The organism is Gordonibacter pamelaeae 7-10-1-b, from assembly GCF_000210055.1.
GTDB lineage: Bacteria > Actinomycetota > Coriobacteriia > Coriobacteriales > Eggerthellaceae > Gordonibacter > Gordonibacter pamelaeae.
This window is the reverse complement of the sequence record NC_021021.1, coordinates 3271791-3296569: the sequence shown is the minus strand read 5'-3', so window position 1 is coordinate 3296569 and position 24779 is coordinate 3271791. Positions and strand designations below refer to the sequence as shown.

General features: G+C 65.6%; 25 protein-coding genes. 22 read left to right on the top strand and 3 right to left on the bottom strand.

Annotated features, from left to right (window positions below):
* The 14 genes from GPA_RS15150 to GPA_RS17000 form a co-directional block, all read left to right on the top strand.
* Positions 1-371: FGGY-family carbohydrate kinase (locus GPA_RS15150; RefSeq protein ID WP_041239756.1), on the top strand; the 371-nt coding region annotated here is incomplete at its 5' end.
* Positions 372-418: 47 nt separating this feature from the next.
* On the top strand, positions 419-859 hold the full coding sequence (rpiB, locus tag GPA_RS15145; RefSeq protein WP_015540413.1) for a ribose 5-phosphate isomerase B: 441 nt from the start codon (positions 419-421) through the stop codon (positions 857-859).
* A gap of 118 nt (positions 860-977) precedes the next feature.
* Positions 978-2234 (top strand): serine hydroxymethyltransferase, encoded by a 1257-nt coding sequence (gene glyA, locus GPA_RS15140; RefSeq protein WP_015540412.1) that lies wholly within the window; start codon positions 978-980, stop codon positions 2232-2234.
* 20 nt (positions 2235-2254) lie between these two features.
* Positions 2255-2896: a uracil phosphoribosyltransferase gene (upp, locus tag GPA_RS15135; RefSeq protein ID WP_015540411.1), complete on the top strand. Its 642-nt coding sequence runs from the start codon at positions 2255-2257 to the stop codon at positions 2894-2896.
* 254 nt (positions 2897-3150) lie between these two features.
* The gene (locus GPA_RS15130; RefSeq protein WP_015540410.1) at positions 3151-3612 is read left to right on the top strand and encodes a deoxycytidylate deaminase; all 462 of its coding nucleotides are present in this window, start codon (positions 3151-3153) and stop codon (positions 3610-3612) included.
* A gap of 417 nt (positions 3613-4029) precedes the next feature.
* A complete protein-coding gene (locus GPA_RS15125; protein ID WP_015540409.1) occupies positions 4030-4311 on the top strand; it encodes a hypothetical protein in 282 nt (93 codons plus the stop codon).
* Positions 4312-4329: 18 nt separating this feature from the next.
* Positions 4330-5115 (top strand): F0F1 ATP synthase subunit A, encoded by a 786-nt coding sequence (gene atpB, locus GPA_RS15120; RefSeq protein ID WP_041239755.1) that lies wholly within the window; start codon positions 4330-4332, stop codon positions 5113-5115.
* Positions 5116-5261: 146 nt separating this feature from the next.
* Positions 5262-5480 (top strand): ATP synthase F0 subunit C, encoded by a 219-nt coding sequence (gene atpE / locus GPA_RS15115; protein ID WP_041239754.1) that lies wholly within the window; start codon positions 5262-5264, stop codon positions 5478-5480.
* A 52-nt stretch (positions 5481-5532) separates the two neighbouring features.
* Positions 5533-6150: a F0F1 ATP synthase subunit B gene (gene atpF, locus GPA_RS15110; RefSeq protein WP_041239753.1), complete on the top strand. Its 618-nt coding sequence runs from the start codon at positions 5533-5535 to the stop codon at positions 6148-6150.
* Positions 6140-6718 (top strand): ATP synthase F1 subunit delta, encoded by a 579-nt coding sequence (gene atpH, locus GPA_RS15105; protein ID WP_041239752.1) that lies wholly within the window; start codon positions 6140-6142, stop codon positions 6716-6718. Before atpF ends, atpH begins: the two co-directional genes overlap by 11 nt.
* Positions 6712-8283 carry a F0F1 ATP synthase subunit alpha gene (atpA, locus tag GPA_RS15100; RefSeq protein ID WP_154270391.1) on the top strand — a complete coding sequence of 524 codons (1572 nt, stop codon included), beginning with the start codon at positions 6712-6714 and terminating at the stop codon, positions 8281-8283. The genes atpH and atpA overlap by 7 nt, the downstream gene beginning before the upstream one ends.
* Before the next feature lie 12 nt (positions 8284-8295).
* The gene (atpG, locus tag GPA_RS15095; protein ID WP_015540407.1) at positions 8296-9225 is read left to right on the top strand and encodes an ATP synthase F1 subunit gamma; all 930 of its coding nucleotides are present in this window, start codon (positions 8296-8298) and stop codon (positions 9223-9225) included.
* Positions 9226-10674: a F0F1 ATP synthase subunit beta gene (atpD, locus tag GPA_RS15090; RefSeq protein WP_015540406.1), complete on the top strand. Its 1449-nt coding sequence runs from the start codon at positions 9226-9228 to the stop codon at positions 10672-10674.
* Positions 10667-11119: a F0F1 ATP synthase subunit epsilon gene (locus GPA_RS17000; protein ID WP_049784192.1), complete on the top strand. Its 453-nt coding sequence runs from the start codon at positions 10667-10669 to the stop codon at positions 11117-11119. The genes atpD and GPA_RS17000 overlap by 8 nt, the downstream gene beginning before the upstream one ends.
* Positions 11120-11215: 96 nt before the next feature.
* Here GPA_RS17000 and GPA_RS15080 read toward each other — a convergent pair whose 3' ends face one another.
* Positions 11216-12598 carry a helix-turn-helix transcriptional regulator gene (locus GPA_RS15080; RefSeq protein WP_156791074.1) on the bottom strand — a complete coding sequence of 461 codons (1383 nt, stop codon included), beginning with the start codon at positions 12596-12598 and terminating at the stop codon, positions 11216-11218.
* A 303-nt stretch (positions 12599-12901) separates the two neighbouring features.
* Here GPA_RS15080 and GPA_RS15075 point away from each other — a divergent pair, with 303 nt between their 5' ends.
* From GPA_RS15075 to GPA_RS15060, 4 genes are all read left to right on the top strand, one after another.
* Complete coding sequence (locus tag GPA_RS15075) at positions 12902-15136, top strand: molybdopterin-dependent oxidoreductase (protein WP_015540403.1); 2235 nt, start codon at positions 12902-12904, stop codon at positions 15134-15136.
* 3 nt (positions 15137-15139) lie between these two features.
* The gene (locus tag GPA_RS15070; RefSeq protein ID WP_015540402.1) at positions 15140-15481 is read left to right on the top strand and encodes a 4Fe-4S dicluster domain-containing protein; all 342 of its coding nucleotides are present in this window, start codon (positions 15140-15142) and stop codon (positions 15479-15481) included.
* A 59-nt stretch (positions 15482-15540) separates the two neighbouring features.
* The gene (locus GPA_RS15065) at positions 15541-16077 is read left to right on the top strand and encodes a hypothetical protein (protein ID WP_015540401.1); all 537 of its coding nucleotides are present in this window, start codon (positions 15541-15543) and stop codon (positions 16075-16077) included.
* A 73-nt stretch (positions 16078-16150) separates the two neighbouring features.
* Positions 16151-16357: a hypothetical protein gene (locus tag GPA_RS15060; RefSeq protein WP_041239750.1), complete on the top strand. Its 207-nt coding sequence runs from the start codon at positions 16151-16153 to the stop codon at positions 16355-16357.
* 15 nt (positions 16358-16372) lie between these two features.
* On the opposite strand, the gene GPA_RS15055 is transcribed toward GPA_RS15060, so the two are convergent.
* On the bottom strand, positions 16373-17098 hold the full coding sequence (locus GPA_RS15055) for a B3/B4 domain-containing protein (protein ID WP_015540400.1): 726 nt from the start codon (positions 17096-17098) through the stop codon (positions 16373-16375).
* Between the two features lie 257 nt (positions 17099-17355).
* On the opposite strand from GPA_RS15055, the gene GPA_RS15050 reads away from it, so the two are divergent.
* Positions 17356-18768 carry an ATP-binding protein gene (locus GPA_RS15050; RefSeq protein WP_015540399.1) on the top strand — a complete coding sequence of 471 codons (1413 nt, stop codon included), beginning with the start codon at positions 17356-17358 and terminating at the stop codon, positions 18766-18768.
* Positions 18769-18826: 58 nt separating this feature from the next.
* On the opposite strand, the gene GPA_RS15045 is transcribed toward GPA_RS15050, so the two are convergent.
* On the bottom strand, positions 18827-19318 hold the full coding sequence (locus tag GPA_RS15045; protein WP_015540398.1) for a pyridoxamine 5'-phosphate oxidase family protein: 492 nt from the start codon (positions 19316-19318) through the stop codon (positions 18827-18829).
* Positions 19319-19562: 244 nt separating this feature from the next.
* On the opposite strand from GPA_RS15045, the gene dnaE reads away from it, so the two are divergent.
* From dnaE to GPA_RS19590, 3 genes are all read left to right on the top strand, one after another.
* Complete coding sequence (gene dnaE / locus GPA_RS15040) at positions 19563-23027, top strand: DNA polymerase III subunit alpha (RefSeq protein WP_015540397.1); 3465 nt, start codon at positions 19563-19565, stop codon at positions 23025-23027.
* A 97-nt stretch (positions 23028-23124) separates the two neighbouring features.
* Entirely contained in the window at positions 23125-23976 is an 852-nt protein-coding gene (truA, locus tag GPA_RS15035; protein WP_114568565.1) for a tRNA pseudouridine(38-40) synthase TruA, read from the top strand.
* A 103-nt stretch (positions 23977-24079) separates the two neighbouring features.
* On the top strand, positions 24080-24779 hold a 700-nt coding region (locus tag GPA_RS19590), incomplete at its 3' end, for a hypothetical protein (protein WP_049784190.1).

Here is a 24779-nt window from a genome sequence, read left to right as displayed (position 1 = left end):
CCCACATCGTGCGCGCCGCGCTGGAGTCGCTGGCCTACCAGGTGCACGACCTGGCCGTGGCCATGGAGGCCGACGCGGGGATGCCGCTCAAGGTGCTCAAGGTGGACGGCGGCGCGTCGGCGAACGATTTTCTCATGCAGTTCCAAAGCGACCTCTTGCGCACGCCGCTGCACCGTCCCCAGAATACGGAGACGACGGCGCTCGGCGCAGCCTACCTGGCCGGCTTGGGAACTGGTTTCTGGAAGGACACCGCCCGCCTGTGCGACCTGCGCTCCTCGGACACGGTCTACGCGCCGGGCATGGAGGACGCCCGCCATGCCCGCCTGCTGGAGGGCTGGGCGCGCGCCGTGCGGCGCACGATGGCGCCCTGATCGGGCGGAGCGAGCCGAAGAACCCACCACTACGAAAGGAACCGCCCATGAACATCAGCATCGCCAGCGACCACGCGGGCTTCGAGCAGAAGCAGGCGCTCGTGGACTACCTGGCCGCGCAGGGTCACGACGTGATCGACCGCGGCCCGGACACCGACGACCGCGTGGACTACCCGGACTACGCCGAGCTCGTAGCCCGCGACGTGGCGGGCGGGGCGGCCGAGCGCGGCGTGCTCGTGTGCGGCACGGGCATCGGCATGGCCGTGGCCGCGAACAAGGTGGACGGCATCCGCGCCGTGAACGTGGTCACCCCGCAGTTCGCCGAGCTGTCGCGCGAGCACAACGACGCGAACGTCGTCACGCTCTCCGGCCGCTTCGTGGACGAGGAGACGAACCGTGCCATCCTCGACGCGTTCCTCGCCACTCCCTTCGGGGAGGGCCGCCACGCCGGCCGTGTGGAGAAGATCATGGCCCTCGAAGCCAAGTGAGGCCGAACCGACGGCCCGCGCCTGCTCAACCGGTGCGGGCCGTTGTGCTAGCATAAGCTGCATCATCAGCGACGCCGCCTTTCGCGCGACCCGCGCCCGTATCCCGAAAGGAACCGCCATGCCCTTGACCTACCTGCCCGAGCAAGACCCCGCCGTCGCCGACGCCCTGCGCCAGGAGCTCGCCCGCGAGCGCGACTCCGTGGAGCTCATCGCCTCGGAGAACTTCACCTCACCCGCCGTCCTCGAGGCCGTGGGCAGCGTCCTCACGAACAAGTACGCCGAGGGCTACCCGCGCAAGCGCTACTACGGCGGCTGCGAGAAGGTCGATATCGTGGAGGACCTCGCCCGCGAGCGCGCCTGCGCCCTCTTCGGCGCGAACTTCGCGAACGTGCAGCCCCACTGTGGCGCGAACGCGAACCTGGGCGCGTACGAGGCGCTCATCGAGCTGGGCGACACGGTGCTCGGCATGAGCCTGGCCGAGGGCGGCCACCTCACGCACGGCTCGCCGGTGAACTTCTCCGGCCGCCACTACCACTTCGCCAGCTACGGCGTGGACCCCGAGACCGAGACCATCGACTACGACGAGGTGGAGCGCATCGCCAAGGAGGTGCGCCCGAAGCTCATCGTGGGCGGCGCGAGCGCGTACCCGCGCATCATCGACTTCGAGCGCATGGGCGCCATCGCACGCGAGGTGGGCGCGTACTTCATGGTGGACATGGCCCACATCGCCGGCCTCGTGGCCGCGGGCGCGCACCCGAGCCCCGTGCCGCACGCCGACGTCGTCACCTCCACCAGCCACAAGACCCTGCGCGGCCCGCGCGGCGGCTTCATCCTCGCAAACGACGAGGACATCGCCAAGCGCGTGGACAAGGCCGTGTTCCCCGGCTCCCAGGGCGGCCCGCTCATGCACGTCATCGCCGGCAAGGCCGTGGCGTTCGGCGAGGCCGCGCAACCTTCGTACAAAGAGTACATCGGCCATGTGGTGGAGAACGCCGCGCGCCTCGGCCAGGGCATGATGGACGGCGGCTTGCGCCTCGTGTCCGGCGGCACCGACAACCACCTGTGCCTCGTGGACCTCACGCCCGCCGACGTCACCGGCAAGGACGCCGAGAAGCTCTTGGAGAGCGTGGGCATCACGGTGAACAAGAACTCCATCCCCAACGAGCCGCGCAGCCCCTTCGTCACGAGCGGCATCCGCGTGGGCTCCGCCGCCGCCACCACGCGCGGCTTCACCGCAGAGGACTTCTACGAGGTGGGCCAGCTCATCGCCGCCACGGTGTTCAACGCCGAGAGCGACGCCAAGCTCGCCGACATCCGCACCAAAGTGGACGCGCTGCTCGCCGCCCATCCCCTGTACCCGGAACTCGACTACTAATTAAAGAGGAGCACTTTCCCATGACGAAAGAGTACGACCGCGTCACCGTCGTCGACCATCCCATGGTCCAGCACAAGCTGTCCAAGCTGCGCAACAAGGACACGTCCTCGAAGGACTTCCGCGCCCTCGTGCGCGAGCTCGCCCTGTTCGAGGGCTACGAGGCCACGCGCGATCTGGCCCTCGAGGATGTGGAGGTGGAGACCCCCATCTGCAAGACCACGTGCAAGCAGGTGTCCGGCAAGAAGATGGTGATCGTGCCCATCCTGCGCGCCGGCCTCGGCATGGTGGAGGGCGTGCAGGAGCTCATGCCGTCCACGTTCGTGGGGCACCTCGGCATGTACCGCGACCCCGACACCCACGAGCCGCACGAGTATTACGCCAAGATGCCCGACAGCATCGCGCAGCGCGACGTGCTCGTGGTGGACCCCATGCTCGCCACCGGCGGCTCGGCCGTGGCCGCCATCCAGTACCTGCGCAGGATCGGCGTGAAGAATATCAAGCTCATGGTGCTCGTGGCCGCCCCGGCGGGTATCGAGGCCGTGCTCGCCGCCGACCCGGACGTGCAGATCTACACCTGCGCCGTCGACGAGGGCCTGAACGACCACGCCTACATTGTCCCCGGCCTGGGCGACGCCGGCGACCGCATCTTCGGCACGAAGTAGGACGAAGCCTCCCGCCCAGGTTGAACCCCTCCAAACGGGAGACCAGATCCATGAACCCCCCCGCCGGAGAGCGCTTTGCGCGTCTCCGGCCCGGACTCGAAGCACCGGAGAAGGTGGAAGGGCGGCGCAGCGCCCACCAAGCGAGTTCCGCACGAGCCGAAACGTCCACTGGGCGTTTCGTGCGAGCCAGGACTGCCGAGCGACTGGGCGCTGCGCCGCCCTCCCGCCGCCCCGCAGGTTGAAAGGAAGCACGCATGACCGAGACGATCGACCACCGCCCCAGCTGGGACGAGTACTTCATGAAGCTGGCGAACGAAGTCGCCACGCGCACCACCTGCATGCGCCGCGGGGTGGGGGCCGTCATCGTGAAGGACCGCCGCATCCTGGCCACGGGCTACAACGGCGTGCCCACCGGCATGCGCCACTGCGCCGAGACGGGCTGCTTGCGCCAGCAGCTCGGCGTGCCGAGCGGCCAGCGCCACGAGATCTGCCGCGGCCTGCACGCCGAGCAGAACGCCATCATCCAGGCGGCGCGCTACGGCATCAACATCACGGGCGCGTCCATCTACGTGAACACGCAGCCCTGCGTCGTGTGCGCCAAGATGCTCATCAACGCCGGCATCGAGGAGATCGTCTACCAGAACCCGTACCCCGACGAGCTGGCCATGTCCATGCTCGAGGAAGCCGGCATGAAGCTGCGCGTGTTCGAAGGGTAGGGCGCCCGCGCTCCGGGGAGGCCGCCCGGCGCATCCGTCCAACCTCCGGGACCCCCTTATGCGCCGGACCTGCCGCATCTGCTCGCACGTCCCCGTCCGGCTGACGGGAGCGGCACTGCCGGTCGCGTCCGATCCGTCCCTCTCCGCCCGGCTGAAAAGAGACGGCGCCTTCCGACCGCTCACCCCCGAAATGGGGTTATTCACCTAGCATTTCAACCGCCCTCTTTTTGGCGTGGAATATACAGTTTCGCCCCTCCGCACCGCAGGGTTTATTCAGTTTTCTGCCGGATTTATCCACCACTCACCCGAAAATCGGATGTTTTTGTTACCTTCTCGTAGAATAAATCGAACGTTCCGTTATCATACGTACCGGTTTAATAGGGCGCGTCTGCGAGCGCATGGATTTGAAAGCAGGCTATGGTACTAGCGATCGTTTTGGGGGCGTTGTCCGGGGCGCTCGGCGTGTTGCCGCTGTTTCTCGGATTGCGAATGACGAGGCGGGTGACCGACACCAGCAATTTGGGCCATGCAGGCGCCCTGATGCTCGGTGTGCTGTTGTCGTTCGTCATCCTTTTCCTCGGAGCCATCGCCTGCGTCGTCCTCGCGCGCGACATAGCGGTGCCCTTCGTCTTGGCGGAAGCGGCGGTGCTCGTTGCCTGCGCAATCGGCTACGGCGTATATACATTTGTACGGAAGTAGGATGGGAAGGTAAGACACGTGAATCCACTTGATCAACTAGCGGCCGAGGTGCCCCATCTGCAGCATTCGTTCGACCCGGTCTTTGTGTTCGGCTCGGGCTCGTTCGGCATGACCCAGTACGTGCTGTGGATGATCATCTGCTTCGTCATCACGCTCATCGTCGTGCTGACGGCGGGGAAGCGCCTCACGCTCATCCCCACGAACAAGTTCACGAACATGGTCGAGTACGGCTACGAGTTCGTGAAGAAGGACATGGGAGAGAGCGCCATCGGCCACGGCTACAAGAAGCACATCCCGTTCTTGGCCACGCTGTTCTTCTTCATCCTCATCAGCAACTTCGTGGGCCTCATCCCCGGCTGCAAGACGCCCACCGGGTCCATCTCCATCACGTGGGCCCTCGCCGCCATCTCGTTCGTCTACTTCATCTTCTACGGCATCAAGGTCAAGGGCCTGGGCGGCTACCTCAAGTCGTTCGCGCCGTCCGGCCTGCCCGTGGTCATGGTGCCCATCGTGTGGTTCCTCGAGCTCTTCTCCACGGTGCTGCGCGTGCTCACGCTGGCCGTGCGACTCTACGGCAACATGTTCGCAGGCCACATGGTGCTCGGCATCTTCGCCTTGCTCACCAGCGTGTTCATCGGCTCCGCCATCCAGGGCGCGGGCGTTGCGGTGGGGTCCATCTCCATCGCCTGGATGCTGTTCCTGTTCGCCATGTACGCGCTCGAGGTGCTGGTGGCGTTCCTGCAGGCCTACGTGTTCACCATCCTGAGCGCGGTGTACATCGGCCTGGCCACGTCCGACCACTAGGATCGTCCCCGCCGTCCGCGCGAGCGGACGGCATGCGCCCGACGGGCGCGGAACCACGGTTCATACCGGCACTCCACGGCCGGTTGACATAAACAGGTTGTCCAAAGTCTCCGAGGTTGGCTCGGAAACGGTAAAAGGAGGAAATTGTGGAAACTACCATCGTTCTTGCGGCTCTGAAGCTCGTGGGCTACGGCCTGTCGACCATCGGCCCCGGCGTCGGCATCGGCATCGCCTGCTACGGCTGCTGCGTCGCGACCGCCCGCCAGCCCGAACTGCAGGGTCGTCTGTTCACGAACTTCATCATCGGCGCCGCCCTCGCCGAGGCCCTCGGCCTCATCGGCTTCGTTCTGACCTTCATCGTGTAACTCGGCCTTATTCGGACATATTTGCCGCAAGAAGGCTAAAGGAGGTTACAACGTGAAAGACAGAGCGAAAAAAGCATCGACTCGCATGGGGGTCGCCGCAGTTGCCGGCGCCGGCATGACGTTTGCTTTTCCCGCGCTCGCGTTCGCCAGTGAGGAGGAGGCAGGCGGCATCAGCGCCATCCTGCCCGACATGGCGGAGTTCATCCCCATGCTCGTCATCTTCATCTTGCTGTGGATCGTCCTCGCGAAGCTCGGCTGGCCCAAGTTCGAGGCCATGCTGTCCAAGCGCGAGACGATGATCAAGGATGCCCTCGAGAAGTCCGAAGAGGCCCGCATCGAGAGCGAGCGGGTGCTCGAGGAGTACCGGGTGCAGCTGGCCGATGCCAAGGCCCAGGCGGCCCAGATCGTGGCCGACGCCAAGCAGACCGGCGAAGCCGCCAAGGCCGACATCACGGCCAAGGCCCAGTCCGAGGCGACCGACATGATCGCCAAGGCGCGCACGGCCATCGAGGCGGAGAAGAAGGCTGCCATCGCCGAGCTCCAGAGCTCCGTTGCCGACACGTCCGTCGCGGTTGCGGCGCGCCTCATCGGCGAGGACCTCTCTGAGAGCGAGCATCGCAAGATGATCGAGCGCTACGTGAACGAGGCGGGCAGTTTCGATGCCAACTAATCGTCTTATCGTCAAAGAGGAAGTGGCAGTGTATGCCGCCGTCCTGTTCGATGGGGCGTTCGAGGCGGGCGGCCAGGAGGCGGTCCTCGAGGTGCGCGACCAGATGGTCCGCGTAGCCGGGGCCATGCGCACGAACATGGAGCTGTCCGTTGCCTTGTCAGACCCGGGCTACACGCCCGAGCAGCGGGGCGAGCTTGCCAGGAACGTGTTCGCTGGCTGCAACCCGGTCCTGCTCGACGTGTTGGCGGTTCTGGCCGAACGGGGCGACGCCGCGCTGCTGCCCCGCGTGCTCGAGAACTACGCAGAGCAGCTGCAGAGCAAGTTGAACCTGTGCGTGGTGGACGTTACGACGGCGGTTCCGCTGGACGACGCCCTGCGACGCATCATTACGGAAAAAGCCGAAGCCGATCTGGACACGAACGTCGTCCTGCGCGAGAGCGTCGACAAGTCCATATTGGGCGGCATCATCATGAGCACGAACGGGAAGCGCATCGACGCCAGCGTGGCGTCCCAGCTCGACCATGCCCGCAACGTGCTCAAAACGACTACAGATGGAGGTGAATGCTAGTGACTGAAATCACCGCTAAGTCCATTGACGATGCGTTGCGCAAGCAGCTTGACGCCCTGAAGGTCAACATCGAGTCTCGCGAGGTCGGAACCGTTATCCAAATCGGCGACGGCATCGCCCGCGTCGACGGCCTGCGCGACGCCATGGCAGGCGAGCTCCTCGAATTCGTCGGCCAGGGCGGCAAGACCGTCTACGGTCTGGCCCAGAACCTCGAAGAAGACGAGGTCGGCGCCGTGCTTCTCGGCGATGTCACGGCAATCAGGGAGAACGACCAGGTCCGCACGACCGGCCGTATCGTGGAAGTTCCGTCGGGCAGGGAAATGCTCGGCCGCGTGGTGAACCCGCTCGGCATGCCCATCGACGGCAAGGGCCCCATCAAGGCCGAGGGCATGCGCCCCGTGGAGTTCAAGGCTCCCGGCGTTATCGCCCGCAAGCCGGTGCACGAGCCCATGCAGACCGGCATCCTGGCCATCGACTCGATGATCCCCGTCGGCCGCGGCCAGCGCGAGCTCATCATCGGCGACCGCCAGACCGGCAAGACCGCCATTGCGGTTGATGCTATCATCAACCAAAAGGGCAAGGACATGATCTGCATCTACGTGGCTATCGGCCAGAAAGCCTCCACGGTTGCCGGCATCGTCGAGACGCTCGAGCGCCATGGCGCCATGGACTACACGATCATCGTGTCGGCCTCTGCGTCCGACTCCGCGCCGCTGCAGTACATCGCTCCCATGGCGGGTGCCGCCATCGGCGAGTTCTTCATGTACAACGGCGAGGACGGCAAGCCGGCTTCCGCCGAGAACCCCGGCCGCCACGTGCTGTGCGTCTACGACGACCTGTCCAAGCAGGCCGTGGCCTACCGCCAGATGTCGCTGACGCTGCGTCGTCCTCCGGGACGCGAGGCGTACCCCGGCGACGTGTTCTACCTGCATTCGCGCCTGCTGGAGCGCGCGGTGAAGATGAACGACGAGAACGGTGCGGGCTCCCTCACGGCGCTCCCCATCATCGAGACGCAGGCCGGCGACGTGTCCGCCTACATCCCGACGAACGTCATCTCCATCACCGACGGCCAGATCTTCCTGCAGACCGACCTGTTCTTCCAGGGCCAGCGCCCGGCTGTCGACGTGGGCATCTCCGTGTCGCGAGTCGGCGGCTCCGCGCAGATCAAGGCCATGAAGCAAGTTGCCGGCTCGCTGCGCCTCGACCTCGCGTCCTATCGCGAGCTGCAGGCGTTCACGCAGTTCGGCAGCGACCTGGACAAGGCCACTCAGGACCAGCTGAACCGCGGCGCCCACATGACCGAGCTGCTGAAGCAGGGCCGCTACAACCCCATGCCGGTCGAGGAGCAGGCGGTGTCCATCTATGCGGGCGGGCACGGCTACCTCGACGACATCCCGGTGGGCGACGTCGTGCGCTTCCGCGGCGAGCTGCTCGATTACATCCGCGCCTCCAAGCCGGAGATCTTCGAGAACATTGTGAAGGAGCAGAAGTTTACCGACGCGATCGAAACCGAGCTGAACGCTGCCATCGAGGCCTTCAAGCTGACGTTCTCGGCTTCGGCTTAAGGCAGGTAGACCATGCCCAACCTTCACGACATAGAACGGCGCATCAACTCCGTCTCCTCGACGAAGCAGATCACGCGTACCATGGAAATGGTTGCGGCCGCCAAGATCCGCCGCGCCTCGGAGCGGGTGTACAACGCCCTTCCGTGGGCGAGCGCCATCTCGGAGATGCTCATTTCCACGGCGAAGTACGCACCGCTCGACTCCGAGCCGCTGCTCGCCACGCATGACGAGGTCAAGCGCGCTCTGATCGTGGTCATCGCGTCCGATCGCGGGCTTGCCGGCGGGTTCAACAGCAACGTGCTGCGCCATGCCGAGAAGCTCATCAAGGAGAAGGAGCGCCAGGGCATCGAGGTCGAGATCGTCGCCTGCGGCAAGAAGGCCATCGGGTACTTCAGCTATCGCAACATCGTGCCGGTTTTCGAGTTCCGCGACCTTTCGGCCGACCCGACGTACGAGGAGGCGGCCGAGATCTCGCAGTTCGCCGGCGACAGCTACCGCGAGGGCAAGCTCGACGAGGTCATCATCGTGTTCAACCATGCGAAGAACGCGGCCGAGCAGCGGTTGATCGAGCAGCAGGTGCTGCCCATCAACACCACGAGCTATGCCGATCTCCTGGGCCTGGCTCCCAAGGAGAAGGACTACTTCGAGCACTTCCGCGAGAAGGACCTCGACCACCTGCCCGGCGACATCGACTTCGAGCCCGATGCCGAATCGGTCATGCACTATCTGATGCGCGCCTACCTGCGCAACACGTTCTACTACGCGCTCATCGACTCGGCGGCTGCCGAGCAGGGCGCGCGCCGCACCGCAATGAAGTCGGCGACCGACAACGCCAGCGAGATGGTCAACACCCTGACCCGCGTGTACAACCGCGTGCGCCAGGGCGCTATCACGACCGAGATCTCGGAGATCGTTGGCGGCGCCGCAGCTTTGGAGGAATAAATGGCTGAAACCAAGAACACTGCATCGGCCACGGGCGCGACCGGACGCATTGTCCGCATCGTCGGCGCTGTCGTCGACGTTGAGTTTCCGCCGGATCAAATGCCGGCGATCTACAACGCCCTGACCGTGGATGCAACGACCCCCATCGGGGAAGTGAAGACCGTGCTGGAGGTGCAGACGCACCTCCCGGGCGACCTCGTCCGCACTGTCGCCATGTCGTCCACCGACGGCATGGTGCGCGGCCTCGAGGTCGTCGACACCGGCAACCCCATCATGATGCCCGTGGGCCCGAACACGCTGGGCCGCATCTGGAACGTGATCGGCGAGCCGGTCGACGGCAAGCCCATGCCCGAGGTTGCCGAGTGGATGCCCATCCACCACCCGGCCCCGGACTACGACACGCTGACTACCACGACGGAGATCTTCGAGACCGGCATCAAGGTTGTCGACCTCATCGAGCCCTACGTCAAGGGCGGCAAGACCGGCCTCTTCGGCGGCGCTGGTGTCGGCAAGACCGTTATCATCCAGGAGCTCATCAACAACCTGGCCCAGGAGCACGGCGGCACGTCGGTGTTCACGGGCGTGGGCGAGCGTACCCGCGAGGGCACCGACCTGTTCCTCGAGATGAGCGAGTCCGGCGTCATCGACAAGACCTGCCTGGTGTACGGCCAGATGAACGAGCCTCCGGGAGCGCGTCTGCGCGTGGGCCTGGCGGGCCTGACCGAGGCCGAGTACTTCCGTGACCAGGGCCAGGACGTGCTGCTGTTTATCGACAACATCTTCCGCTTCACGCAGGCCGGCTCCGAGGTGTCCGCACTTCTCGGCCGCATGCCCTCCGCCGTTGGCTACCAGCCCACGCTGGCAACCGAGATGGGCGACCTGCAGGAGCGCATCACGTCCACCGAGACCGGCTCCATCACCTCGGTGCAGGCTGTGTACGTTCCCGCCGACGACCTGACCGACCCCGCGCCGGCCACGACGTTCACCCACCTCGACGCGAAGACGGTTCTGTCCCGTTCCATCGCCGAGTTGGGCATCTACCCGGCCGTCGACCCGCTGGAGTCCACCTCCCGCGCGCTCGACCCGGAGATCGTGGGCGAGGAGCACTACCGCGTGGCCGTGGGCGTGCAGGAGGTGCTGCAGAACTACAAGGACCTGCAGGACATCATCGCCATCCTCGGCATGGACGAGCTCTCCGAGGAGCAGAAGCTCGTCGTGAACCGTGCCCGCAAGATCCAGAAGTACCTGGGCCAGCCGTTCCACGTGGCCGAGGTCTTCACCGGCAACCCCGGCAAGTACGTGAAGATGGAGGATACCATCCGCTCGTTCGCCGAGATCCTCGACGGCAAGTGCGACCATATCCCCGAGCAGTGCTTCGTGTACAAGGGCGCCATCGAGGACGTGTACGCGGCCTACGAGGAAATGACGAAGGAAGAAGCTCATGCCTAATCTGCTTTGCATGGTGGCTACGCCGACGCGCGAGCTGTTCTCGGGAGAGATCGCCTACGCGGACGTCCCGGGTTCCGAGGGCAACTACGGCGTGCTGAGCGGCCATGAGATGCTCGTGGCCAAGAACAGCCCCGGCGTCCTCACGCTCTGGATGGATGCCGCCGGCAACGAGAAGCGCCGTTTCGCCCTGTACGAGGGTGCAACGCAGGTGTATGCGGACCGTTTGACCGTTCTCGCGCGCTTCGGCGTGGATGTGGACAACATCGACGCGGAGGCGGTTCGCAAGAAGGCCGACGGGATGCGCGAGCGCGTCGCCGAGCTGGAGGCGAAGCATGCCGACGATCCCGAGGTGGAGTCCTACGGCGCCATCTTGGAAACGTCCCGGGCGCGCCTTGCCTGGTACGAGACCCAGCTGCGCGTGGCGGAAGGCGCACCTGCCAAATAGCGCGGCCGCCGCATCATAAGGGTACCAACCGAGGAGGGGGACAGCCAAGCTGCCCCCTCCTCTCATGTTCGGCTCCGCTCTGGGGCATCCCTCGCCCTATGCGTCGTCGGGATTCGCAGCCTCGATGGCGTCGAGGAGCTCCTCGCGGGAGTTGATGCCCATCTTCTTGTAGATGTTGTACGTGTGCGACTTCACCGTGTGGCTGGAGATGCACAGCTTGTTCTGGATGTGCTCGATGCCGCGGCCCTTCGCCATGAGGAAGAACACCTCGGTCTCGCGCGCGGAGAGCTTGGCTTCGCGCGCCACCACGGTGCAGCGGGCCTTCCAGCGGCCCTGCTCGTGCTCCTGCTCGGGGGCCTCGGCGGCATCGTCGTCGTCGGCGGGGCGGCGGCTCGGGGCGAACGTGATGAACGCGGCCAGCACCACCACCAGTCCCAGCGCGACGCCCGAGAGCACGGCGTAGTTCGTGGCGCCGGCAGCCGCCGGCAGCAGCCCCAGCGCGAATCCGGCAGCCATGCCGCAGCCGAGCACGCCTTGGCTCATGCCCACGAAGTACAGGGGCGCCGCATGCCGGTTGTGCGCCGTGTGCACCTCGAAGGCCATGCTCACCACCACGAGGAACACGTAAACGGCCAAAAGCAGCAGGTTCGAGAGCGCGTACACCGGCCCGGTGAACAGGGCCATGGACACGAGCGACACCACGAGGAACGGGAACACCATGCGCAGCACGTCGATCTGGCGCATGCGCCCGGCGAAGCGGTGCATGAACGCGAGCGCCGCCAGCGCGCCGGCCAGCGCGAACCCGGCGATGCCGGCGAACAGCAGGGGGTCGCCGGCCAGCTGCGTGATGGAGCCGGCGCCGAGGCCGAACACGATGCCGTACACGATATAGATGACGCCGAACGCCCATGAGAGGCCCGCCTTCTCCTGGGAGACGGCCAGCGGTATGTGCAGGCCCTCGTCCGGCCCCGCCTCGTGCCCCACCACGCGCTCGACGGCCAGGCTGACCAAAGGGCACACCACGAGCATGACGATGCTGAAGTAGGACGGCAGCAGGTTGATGACCAGGTAGAGGAAGCCGCCGCAGGCAGTGGAGAGCGCCATGCAGCGTGCCACCGACCGCTCGTCGAGGCGCGAGACCGCGGGCATCCAGCTGAACAGCAGGCAGCCCAGGCCGGCCCCCGAAAGCCCCCACGCTGCGAGGTCGAAGGCGAGCGGCAGCGGCGTGCCGAGCACCGCGTAGGCCGTGGACGACACGGCGGCGATGAGGCAGAACGCCGCCACGAATCCCGTCATGGCGCGCCGCGCGCGGGGCGACGGCAGCCCCTCGGGTGCGCGCGATATCGTGAGGCAGCAGGCCCCGAAACCGATGAAGAACGCGATGCGCAGGGCAAGGTGGTACCACAGCCGGTCGATGCCGGGGTCCAAGAACGAGTTGCGCATGAGCATGGCGAAGAAGCAGGCCCAGAAGAGCGCCATGCCTCCCACCATCGTGAGAAGCATGGTGGGAGATACGCTCTGACGTGGTGTTTCGTGGCTATTCAGACTTTTTTCCATAGGCGTTTGCGCGGCCCCCTCCCGCTTATCGCCGAGGCCCCTCCGAAGAAACCAGACGATTTGTCGATGGCGCCCATGATAAACGGTCTCTAGGATCGTGGCAAGGAAAGGCACCACCGCCGTTGCGAACCCCGAAGACGGGGAGTGGAACGGGGAGGCCCTCGGGCCGCCTCCCGCGGGGAGCGGGGCGGGTGCATCCGAGACGAAAGGACGAGGAGGCAAGGTATGGCTGAGGAGTATCGAACCGTGCAGCACGACAAGCCGTTCCAGTACGAGGAAGGCGGCTACCAGGTCACGCGCGGCTGCGCATGGACGGGCCCGGGCTGCCACCTGGGTTGCGGCGTCATCATGTACCAGGATGCCGACGGCAAGCTGGCCAAGTGCGAGGGCGACCCGGAGGACCCGTGGACGAACGGACGTCTGTGCATGCGCTGCCTTGACGTGCCCGAGGTGACGCACCACAAGGAGCGCCTGCAGTATCCCATGAAGCGCGCCCGCGAGGACCGCGGCCTCGACAAGTGGGAGCGCATCTCGTGGGACGAGGCCTACGACCTCATCACCGACGAGTTCATGGCCATGAAGGAGAAGTACGGCGCCGAGTCCGTCATCTTCGCGCAGGGCACCGGCCGCGACATCGCCGCGTACATCACGCGCCTGTCCTGGTCGTTCGGCAGCCCGAACTACACGGGCCTGCTCTCGGGCCAGGCATGCTACCTGCCGCGTATCGCCGGCATGGCCGCCACCACGGGCGCACCGTGGATCCCCGACGCCGCCCAGCAGTTCCCCGAGCGCTACGACCACCCGGACTACGAGGTTCCCGAGGTCATGTTCGTGTGGGGCAACTACCCGCTTAAGTCGAACATCGAGGGCTTCTACGGCCACTGGGTCATCGACCTCATGAAGCGCGGCATGAAGCTGGTCACGGTGGACCCGAAGGTCACGTGGCTGGCGTCCAAGTCCGAGCTGCACCTGCGCGTGCGCCCCGGCACCGACGCGGCGCTGGCGCTCGGCATGATGAAGGTCATCATCGAGGAGGACCTCTACGACCACGAGTTCGTCGACAACTGGTGCTACGGCTTCGACGAGCTGGCCGAGCGCGCCAAGGAATTCGACGTGAAGCGCGTGAGCGAGATCACGTGGGTTCCCGAGGAGAAGATCATCGCCGCCGCCCGCATGCTGGGCAACGCGAAGAACTCCACGCTGCAGTGGGGCGTGGCCGTTGACATGACCCGCGAGGCCATGCCGGCCGGCCAGGCCATCCTCGCCCTCTGGGAGATCACGGGCAACATGGAGCGCCCCGGCGGCATGATCGTGGCACCGGAGATCCTGTCGGTGGCCGGCGGCTGGGGCCGCGAGATCCTGGGCCCGGAGCAGGAGGCCAAGCGCATCGGCATCAAGGACTACCCGCTGTACAACTTCGGGTTCGCCGTGTCGCAGCCCGACGAGACCGTGAAGACCATCGAGACGGGCGTGCCCTACGAGATCCACGGCGCCTGGCTGCAGACCACCAACCCCATCGCCTGCATGGGCGCCGACCCGCAGCGTTTGTACAAGGCCCTGAACAAGCTCGACTTCATCGTGGTGGTGGACCTGTTCAAGACCCCGACCATCGCCGCTCTGGCCGACGTGGTGCTGCCGGCCTGTACGTTCCCCGAGCGCAACGGTATCGCCTTCGTGTCCGGCGCGCAGCGCGGCTCCACCATCAACAAGGTGACGGACGTGGGCGAGTGCCGAAGCGACATGCAGATCAACCTTGAGCTCGGCAAGCGCTGGAACCCCGAGGCGTGGCCGTGGGACAACGTGGACGAGATGTTCACCGACATGCTCAAGCCCACCGACATGAGCTTCGAGGAGCTGCAGGAAGTGGCGCCGGCCTACCAGCCCATCGAGTACTACCGCTACAAGACGGGCAAGCTGCGCAAGGACGGGCAGCCCGGCTTCAACACGCCCACCGGCCGCATCGAGCTGTGGAGCAACTTCTACAACCAGGCCGGCCTCGACCCGCTGCCCTACTTCGAGGAGCCCGAGCCCGGCCCCGGCTCCACGCCGGACCTCATGGGCGAGTACCCGCTGGTCATGACGAGCGGCGCGCGCACCTGGGGCATGTTCCACTCCGAGCATCGCCAGATCGAGCGCATGCGCCACTACCGCCCGTGGCCCCTCATGGAGATCCATCCCGAGACGGCTGCCAAGTACGGCATCAAGGACGGCGACTGGGTGTGGATGGAAGGCCCCATGGGCCGCGCGAAGCGCAAGGCGAAGCTCACGCCCGTCATGGATCGCCGCATCGTGTCGTGCGACCACGGCTGGTGGTTCCCCGAGGGCGACCCGGAGAAGTTCTACGACGTGTTCGACCTGAACATCAACAACACGCTGCCGTGGATCCCGGGCAAGAGCGGCTTCGGCTCGAACTACAAGAGCTCTATCTGCAAGATCTACAAAGTGGAAGAGGGGGAATAGACCATGGCTAAGTACGGAATCCTGGCCGATGCGCAGTGGTGCTCGGGCTGCCACAGCTGCGAAGTGGCCTGCCAGATGGAGCACGGCCTGCCAGTGGGCGAGACCGGCATCAAAGTGGTGAAGATCGGCCCGTGGGCCATCGGCGACGAGGCCGACGAGAACTGGCAGTTCAGCTACCTGCCCATCCCCACGAAGCAGTGCGATACCTGCGCCGCGCGCCGGGGCCTGGGCAAGGTGCCCACCTGCGTGCAGCGCTGCCAGTCGCAGTGCCTGGAGTTCGGGCCGCTCGACGAGCTGTCCCAGCGCATGGACGTGAAGCAGAAGACGCTGTTCGTGGTGGCGTAAAGGAGCTTTCCTGATCTGAGCGGGCCCGCCGTGCGCGGGCCCGCGGACAAGGGGCGGATATGCATTCCAAGAAGTACTACATCGTGTACGGCCTGTTCTTCTCGCTCATCGTGGCGGCGGTGCTGTGCCTGTGCCTGACCATCATGCAGGGCATGCCGCACATCGATCCTATGTTCTACCTGATGAGCTTCGGCGTGGCGTTCGTCACCTCGTTCGTGGTCACGGCGGTGCTCCCGCTGGCGCGCATCGCCGCGGCGTGCGCCGTGTACTACGACGCCAAGCCGGGCAGCGTGGCGTTCCGGCTCATCCAGAACGTGTTCTTCAGCACGCTCATCATGTTCGTGCTGGGCATCGTCATGACGGCGTTCATGACGGGCGTGGGCGAGGTGGAGGCCATGAGCACCATGACGGGGCAGATGATGGGCACGAACCTGTTCGACCGTTTCGTGAGCCTGTGCCTGCAGTTCTGGCCGACCATCGTCATCGTGGCGTTCCTGTCCGATCCGGCCGCCGGTGGCCTGGCCGGGCTGCTGGTGAAGGAGAAGGCGCCCGGGACGGACGGCGCCCCCGCACCGAAGGAGGCGCCCGTCGCCTAGGCGCTGTCCAGGGGTTCGGAGCTTGTTCGGGGAGCCGGCCGCGTGCCGGCTCCCTGTGTTCGAAAGGAAGGATATGGAAGATCGTGACGACCGCGCGCTGAGCCAGAAGCTGGCGACCCCCACGCCCGACGAGATCGACGAGGTTATCGACGCTGTGACGGGTGCCACCTGGGGCGAGCGCAACCGTATCATGGAGAACCGCTTCGCCGAGCGCCTGAGCGAGAACCCCGATGCCGTGCCCGCCTTCAGCCCGCCCGGCACCCCGCTCTCGCAGGCTTGAACCGCAGGCGGGGCGCTACGGCTCGATGACCAGCTCTGGGTGCGCGCGGTCCACCACGGCGCGCACCTCGATGGACGCCCCCAGGTAGCGCTCCATGAGGGCGGCGAACTCGTCCAGGGCGGCCTCGAGGTCGGCGCGGCGGGCCGGGTCGACGCATTCCACGACCAGGATGGCGTTCGCGGAGTCGTCCGTGAGCGCCGTGCGCTGGCCGTCGCGCCAGTTCCAGCAGCGGCACACGGCCCCCTCGTCGTCGCGGTAGCAGAGCTCGCCCGGCAGTGTGGGGTCCTCGGCGTCTTCGCCGAGCGGCAGAAACGCATCGCCGCCCTCGGTGACGCCCAGGCGCAGGTCGCCGGCGAGTGAGTCCAGGTCCTCGCCGCCCACCGGAAGGGCGTACTTGAGCGAGATGGCGTTGTACACGTCCACCGACGGCGTGATGGAGCCCACCGGGTTGCCCTTGAGCACGCGCTTGAGCAGGTTCTCGATGGAGCAGCGCGCCCCCTTCTTCGTCTTGAACATCCGGTACGTCTCGCGCCATACGCGCACGGCCTCGTTCTCGGAGATGGTGTTGCTGGTCAGGTGGCGGTTCGCCTGCTCGTTCGCGTCGCGCAAAAGCCGCGCGACGGCGGCCGCGTCCTCGGGCGGCACCTCGGCGGCCGGCCTCATGTCGCGCACCGCCAGGATGCCGATGGCCGCGTCGGGGAACAGCTCCCAGAACGAGTTCTCTGCAACGAGCTTCTTCATTCGTCCTCCTTAACGAGAAAAGCATGCGGCCTCCCTCGTCTTCTAAGGCCTAACGACGAGGGCGCGCATGCTTGCGTTGGTCTACCCGGCGGCAGACGGTTCTATGGGGTTGGCCCGCAGGTTACTACACCGGGAGGGCCCGGTCAAGGTGAAGGCCGAAGTGCCCAGCGGGTGTGTTTTCCGACCAAGGCTTGCATTCTGGTGCTCATGATAAGATAATTAAGATTATTATAAGTACGATTATCTTAGGAGCACCTATGGAGAGCTTCATTGGTCGCCGAAGCGAGTTGGCGGTTCTCGAAAAGCAGTACGAGCGCAAAAGCGGATTCGTCGTGCTCTACGGGCGTCGTCGCGTGGGGAAGACCACGCTCATAAAGGAGTTCATCAAGGGCAAACCCGCCCTCTACTTCCTCGCGTCCCGCGAGGCGGAGGCGCTGAACATCCGCCGCTTCGCCGGGGACATGGCAGATTTCGTCGGCCAGCCAGCTCTCAAAGAGGGGAACTACACAGACTGGCGCCCTCTGTTCAAAGCCTTCGCCGACCATGAGGCATCGGAGCGCAAGGTGCTGGTCATCGACGAGCTGCCGTATTTGGTGAAGGGCAACCCCGCCTTTCCCTCCGTCCTGCAATACGCATGGGGCGAGCTGCTGCGAGACGCCAACGTCATGCTTGTGATCTGCGGCTCCTCTGTGCATATGATGCGGGATGTGGCGCTCTCCCACGACAGCCCCCTCTACGGAAGGCGCACGGCTCAGATTCGCCTCAAGCCCATGCGCTTCTCCGAGATGGCCTCTGGTTTCCCGGAATACGGGTTCTCGGATCTTGTCGATTTGTTCGCGCTCACCGGCGGCGTGCCCAAGTACTTCGAGTTCTTCGAGCCCATCGACCGGTTCGAGGAGTGTGTCAAGGAGAACGTGTTCTCCACCTCGGGATTTTTGTATGAGGAGCCGCGATTCCTCCTCGACGAGGATATACGCGATCCTATGAACTACCTATCCATCTTGAGGGCCGTGTCGGCGGGCAATCGGAGGCAGTCGGATATCGCGGGGATGCTCGGCAGGAAGACGGGCGAGATGTCCCCCTACCTCAAAACACTCGCCGGACTCGGCTTCATAGAGCGGCGCGTGCCGTTCACGGAGAAGTATCCCGAGCGCAGCAAATCGGGCCTCTACTACATCTGCGACACGTTCGTGGACTTCTGGTTCCGCTACGTGCAGCCGTTCACGGGGGAATTGGAAATGGGGAACATGCGGCCGAGTCTCGAGGCGGTTGAGAGGACGTTCCAGAGCAACTTCGTACCCTTCGTGTTCGAGACGGTGTCGCGCCAGGCGTTCGCGGATCTCTGCGCGGCGGGCCAGATCGACTTCGCTCCGAGTCGCATCGGCTCGTACTGGAACAGGCGAGGGTCGGTCGAGATCGACGTGGGGGCGGTCGACAATTCCTCCGGCCGCTGCTTCTTCGGCGAGTGCAAGTACCGCGAGCGCGAGCCTGTCTCGATGGGGGACTTCGAGGTGCTGCGCGTCAAGGCGGAATCCGTGCCCGGACCGTTCGACGCGCCGCCCCTGTTCGGACTGTTCTCGAGGACGGGGTTCTCGAAAGAGCTGCGGGCGCATGCGGCGGGTACGAGCGACGTGGTGCTTGTGAACGAGAACGAGGTAGTCGAAGGGTGAGGGAGCGGCCTTGATCGCGCCTCGGGCGGGATCAAGGCTCTTCTACGTTGCCCACAGTTCAGCGGGGGAGGCGCCGGGCGCCCTTGCCGCGCACTTCCTCCAGGTCCACGGCCCAGATGGCGGTGTCGTCGATCTCGCGGGCGATGCCCTCGCCGATCTTGTCCTTGTACTCGGGCAGGTACTTCATGCACAGCGCCACCAGCACCTTGCGCATCGCGGCGCCGTCCTCCACCCGGCGCACGCGCCCGCGCGCGATGACCGACGCGAAGCGCGTGGTGAAGAAGTCGTCCTCGTAGCAGGCCTCCACCTCGGTGGCCACCGTCACGCACGCGCGCCCGTCGCGCGCGAAGTTGTCAAGCTTGTGCCCCGCCTTGTTCGTGGTGTGGAAGCACAGCGCGCCGTCCAGCATCACGTAGGACAGCGGCACGCCGTAGGGCATGCCGTCGGCGTCCACCGTGGACACGACGCAGAACTCGCCCTCCTCCAGCACCTCGAGCGCCTCGTCGGCGGAAAGCTCGCGGTCCTTCGCAAGCAGGGGGTAGTCGATCATGGTTCGTCTCCTTTCGTGCGCGCGTCCTCGCCGCACGCCCTCGTGTTGCCGCACGATGATTATAAGGCAACGCCGCCGGCTGCGCGCCGGCTCGCGCATCCGCGCAAAAACCATCGTTTGTTCGCTGTTTGTGGGCGGCGCCCGTCGGCCAATGCTGCTAGAATGTCAACGACACCATGACACCGCGCGCATACACCCCGGACACCCCACCAAGCGCATTTCTGACTGATTAGAGGCACAAGATATGGCATTCGTCCACCTGCACAACCATACCGAGTATTCCCTGCTCGACGGGCATACGCACATCTACGACATGGTCAAGCGCGCAGCCGACCTCGGCATGCCGGCCGTGGCCATCTCCGACCACGGCGTGATGTCGGGCGTGCCGCAGCTGTGCGAGATGTGCGACAAGGTGGAGGAGGAGACCGGCAAGCGCGTCAAGCCCATCTACGGCTGCGAGGTGTACTTCACCACCGACGAGGAGCTCAAGCGCGACGGCAAGCCGAAGCTCTACCACCTGCTTCTGCTGGCCAAGACGAACGAGGGCTACCACAACCTGGTGAAGCTGGTCAGCGAGTCGCACGTCGACAACTTCTACTACAAGCCCCGCACCACGTTCTCCATGCTGCAGAAGTACGGCAAGGGCATCATCGGCTCGTCGGCCTGCATCGCCGGCATCATCCCGAAGCTGCTCGACAACCGCCAGTTCGACGACGCCGTGGCGTGGGCCAACAAGTTCGCCAGCTGCTTCGAGCCGGGCGACTTCTACATCGAGCTCCAGAACCAGGGCATCCGCACCGACGCCGGGTTCACGCAAACCGAGCTCAACCACATGCTCACCGACGTGGCCCGCGCCGCCGGCCTGAAGACCATCGCCACGAACGACTTCCACTACCTCACGAAGGAGGACGCGAAGGCCCAGGACTACATGTTGTGCGTGGCCCAGGGCGCTGCCGTGAACGACGAGAAGCGCATGCGGTTCTCGAACGACGAGTTCTACATGAAGTCCGAGGAGGAGATGCGCGAGGCGCTGAAGGACTTCCCTGAGGCCTGCGACACCACGGTGGAGGTGGCCGAGAAGGTGGACGTGGTGCTGGAGCGCGACTCCATCCTCCCGCGCTTCCCCTTGCCCGAAGGCGAGACCGAGGAGAGCTACTTCCGCCGCCGCGTGCAGGAGGGCCTGGTCAAGCACTATGGCAGCCCGGTGCCGCAAGAGGCGCAGGAGCGCGCCGACTACGAGATGGGCATCATCATCCAGCAGGGCTTCCCGGCGTACTTCCTCATCGTGCAGGAGTACATCGAGTGGGCGCGCAGCCAGGGCATCGGCGTGGGGCCGGGCCGCGGCTCGGCCGCAGGCGCCATCGTGGCCTACGCCATGGACATCACCGCGCTCGACCCGCTGTCCAACGGCCTGCTGTTCGAGCGCTTCCTCTCGCCCGAGCGCGTGGAGATGCCCGATATCGACGTCGACTTCGAGCAGGGCCGCCGCGAAGAGGTCATCAACCACATCAAGGACGTGTACGGCGAGGACCATGTGTCCCAGGTCATCACGTTCGGCACCCTGCAGGCCAAGAACGCCGTGCGCGACGCCGCGCGCGTGCTGGACTACCCGTACAACACGGGCGACCGCATCTGCAAGCTCATCGGCGACGAGCTGGGCATCACCATCGACAAGGCGCTCGCCACGAACCCCGACCTCAAGAAGGCGTACGAGACCGAGGAGGACGTCAAGGCCGTCATCGACGCCGCGAAGTCCATCGAGGGCCACGTGCGCGGCGAGGGCGTGCACGCGTGCGCCACCATCATCTGCCGCGACCCCATGGCCGACCACGTTCCCATGAAGCGCGACACCAAGGGCGGCGGCATCATCACCCAGTACGACGGCCACTACACGCCGGAGCTCGGCCTGCTGAAGATGGACTTCCTGGGCTTGCGCACGCTCGACGTGCTCTCCATCGCGTGCCGCAACGTCGAGCAGCGCTTCGGCACGAAGGTGGTCCCCGAGGAGATCCCGATCGACGACGAGGCCGCGTTCAAACTCATGCAGTCCGGCAACATGGACGGCCTGTTCCAGGTGGAGGGTGCGCTGTACGTGAGCCTGTTCGCCCGCCTGCCCCCCACGCGCTTCTCCGACATCGTCGCCTCCATCGCGCTCAACCGTCCGGGCCCGCTGGAGTCCGGCATGGTCGACGACTACGTCAAGGTGGCCAGCGGCAAGACCCAGATACACTACTACGACGACCGTCTCCGCCCCATCTTGGAGGAGACGTACGGCACCATGGTCTACCAAGAGCAGATCATGCAGATCTCCATGGCCATGAGCGGCTTCTCCGCCGGCAAGGCCGACAAGCTGCGCAAGGCCATGGGCAAGAAGAAGCTCGACGTCATGCGCGCCCTGCAGGAGGACTGGAACACGGGCGCCGTGGAGAACGGCTTCTCGCTGGCCATCGCCAAGCAGATCTGGGAGGATGCCGAGAAGTTCGCGAAGTACGCGTTCAACAAATCGCACTCCGCCGCCTACGCCATCCTGGTCATGCGCACGGCGTACCTGAAGGCGCATTACCCGAACGACTTCATGGCCGCCGTGCTGTCGTCCTACATGGGCAACACCGACCGCCTGATTCGCTACATTGCCAGCTGCAACCACAACGGCACGCCCGTGCTGCCGCCGGACATCAACTCCTCGAACGCGGAGTTCACGCCCACCGACGACGGCATCCGCTTCGGCCTGGTGGGCGTGCGCGGCGTGGGCGCGAACGTGGCCGAGGCCATCATCGAGGAGCGCGAGGCCAACGGCCCGTACACGAGCCTGCACGACTTCGTGAACCGCCTGGATGCGAAGTGCTACAACCGCAAGACGCTCGAGGCGCTCATCAAGGGCGGGGCGTTCGACTCCACCGGCTACACGCGCAAACAGCTCATGTACTTCGTGGACGAGACGCCGCTGCTGGAAAGCGCGTCGAAGCGCCAGAAGGACCGCGACCGCGGACAGGTGTCCATGTTCGACCTGTTCGGCGACGATCCCGACTCCGGATTCGAGGAGGAGGTGCCCGAGCCCGACGGCGTGGAGTGGCCCAAGCGCCAGCTTCTGTCCTACGAGAAGGAGATCATGAAGATCTACGTCTCGGACCATCCGCTGCGCCCATACGAGGGCACCATCGCCCGCATGACGAAGTTCCAGCTGGGAGACCTGGCCGAGCGCACGAAGGAGATCAAGTCCGCCACGTTCGTGGGCATGATATCCACCGTGGTGACGAAGCTCACGAAGCGCGGCACGAAGATGGCCACGTTCACGCTGGAGGACACGACGGGGCACATCGAGTGCATCTGCTTCAAGTACGACGAGAACGCCGAGGCCATCCAGGAGGATGCCATCGTCAAGATCAAGGGCAAGTTCGAGCACAGCGACCGCGGCAACCAGATCATGGCCTTCGAGGTGGAGGCCATCGAGCTGAACGAGGCTGACGCGCGCCCGTCGCATCTGGAGCTGAAGGTGTCGTCCGCCGACTTCAACCAGGCCACGTCGCAGCGCTTGAACCGCATCCTGAAGTCCTATCCGGGCCGCGACGGCGTGGTGCTGTTCGTGAGCCAGGGCGACGGCCGCAAGTTCCGCGCCGAGCTGCCGGTGACGGTGGACGCCCGCTCCCAGATCATGCTCTCGGAGATTCAGGACCTGTTCGGCCGCCCGGTGTGGAGCCGCGCGTCGTAGGGGAGGGCCGCCCGCCGCGGCGTTTCATTACAGTTTGGCAAGCGGAAACCGGTCGCGCTTCGCAGGGCGGCCGGTTTCGTTTATGATGGAGCGCATCATGACTCAGACTACTCAACATACCCAGACGCGCCCTGCCGGATCCGCTGCGGGAGCTCTTGCCGCCGCCGACGGAGAGCGCCCGGTGCGCGAGCACACCCTCGCGCTCACCCTCTCGTACAACGGCGCTCCCTTTTCCGGGTTCGCTCGGCAGCCCGGCCAGCTCACCGTGCAGGGCGACGTGGAGGCGGCCCTCGAGCTGCTGTTCCGCCGGCCCATCGAAACGACGTGCGCCGGCCGCACCGATGCGGGCGTCCATGCGCTCGGCCAGGTGGTGAGCTTCGACGTGGACGACGTCGACATCGCCGGGCGCTCGCTGCCCAGCCTGCGCCGCTCGCTCAACGCGCTCACGAACGACGCCATCACGGTGCGCGAGGTGGAGCCGAAGCAGAAGGGCTTCTCGGCCCGCTTCGACGCCCAGGCGCGCGAGTACCACTACCACCTGTGCGTGGACAGCACGGCGCCCATCTTCATGAAGGACTTCTCGTGGTTCGTGCCGGGCGGGTTGGACGTGTCGGCCATGGAGGCCGGGGCCCAGTACCTGCTGGGCGAGCACGACTTCAAGAGCTTCTGCATGGCGGCATCGGCCGTGGGCAAGCCCACGAACCGCAACGTGCGCGAGATATCGTTTCATCCCGAGACGGTGCTTGGCGAGAACATCCTGGCCATCAAGGTGGTGGGCAACGCCTTCCTGCACTCCATGGTGCGCACTATCGTGGGCACGCTCGTGATGGTGGGGAAGGGCCAGCGCCCCTCGTCGTGGGTGGGCGAGGTGCTGGAAGCGCGCGACCGGCAGGCGGCCGGCGAGAACGCTCCCGCGCAGGGCCTCGTGTTCTGGCGCGTGATCTACTAGCGGTCCTGTTCCGCTGCGCCCGGGCGAGGAGCCTCGCCGGATCGGGATGCGTGCTATACTGGACGAACGCTTGTATCAACCACCTGTTCGGTAAAAGGAAGCCATGCTGTTCGGTAACACGCCAGAGAAGCGCATCGCCCGCGAGGCCGACAAGGTCGCGTCGCTGAAAGAGGATCTGGACGCGCTCTCGTGGGGGCGGGTGCTCGACATAGGCAGGGAGCTCCAATCCAAGGGTGCCGAAGGCGCCGAGCTGGGCGCCGAGCTGGTGTCGATAGCCCAATCGAACTTGTCGCTGGCCACGCGCCTGGACATCGATCCGGCTCCGCCCGAGAACCGCGTGATGGCATCGGGCGTAGAGATAGTCGAGGGCGGCCTGGCAGAGGCCGCGCTGGCCGTGGGCGAGACGGCGGATGCCGATGCCGACACGTTCGACCCGCAAGAGCCCGTCGAGGAGCTTGCGTTCCGCTCGACCACCGAGCTTCCGATTGCCGTGCCGTCGTTGGCGCATGCCGTCGAGGTGCGGGCGGTGCGCACGGAGGCCGCGGTGGATGATTGCGAGGAGGCGGGCGAGCCGCTTTTCGATCCCGAGCCGGCGCCGGAACCATCGTTTGACGTGCCGGTGGCGGAAATCGCCACCCTTGGCACGCCTTCCCCGTGCGAGCCTTTCCCAGAACCAGAACCAGAACCAGAACCAGAACCAGAACCAGAACCAGAACCAGAACCAGAACCGGAACCGGAACCGGAACCGGAACCGGAACCGGAACCGGAACCGGAACCGGAACCGGAACCGGAACCGGAACCGG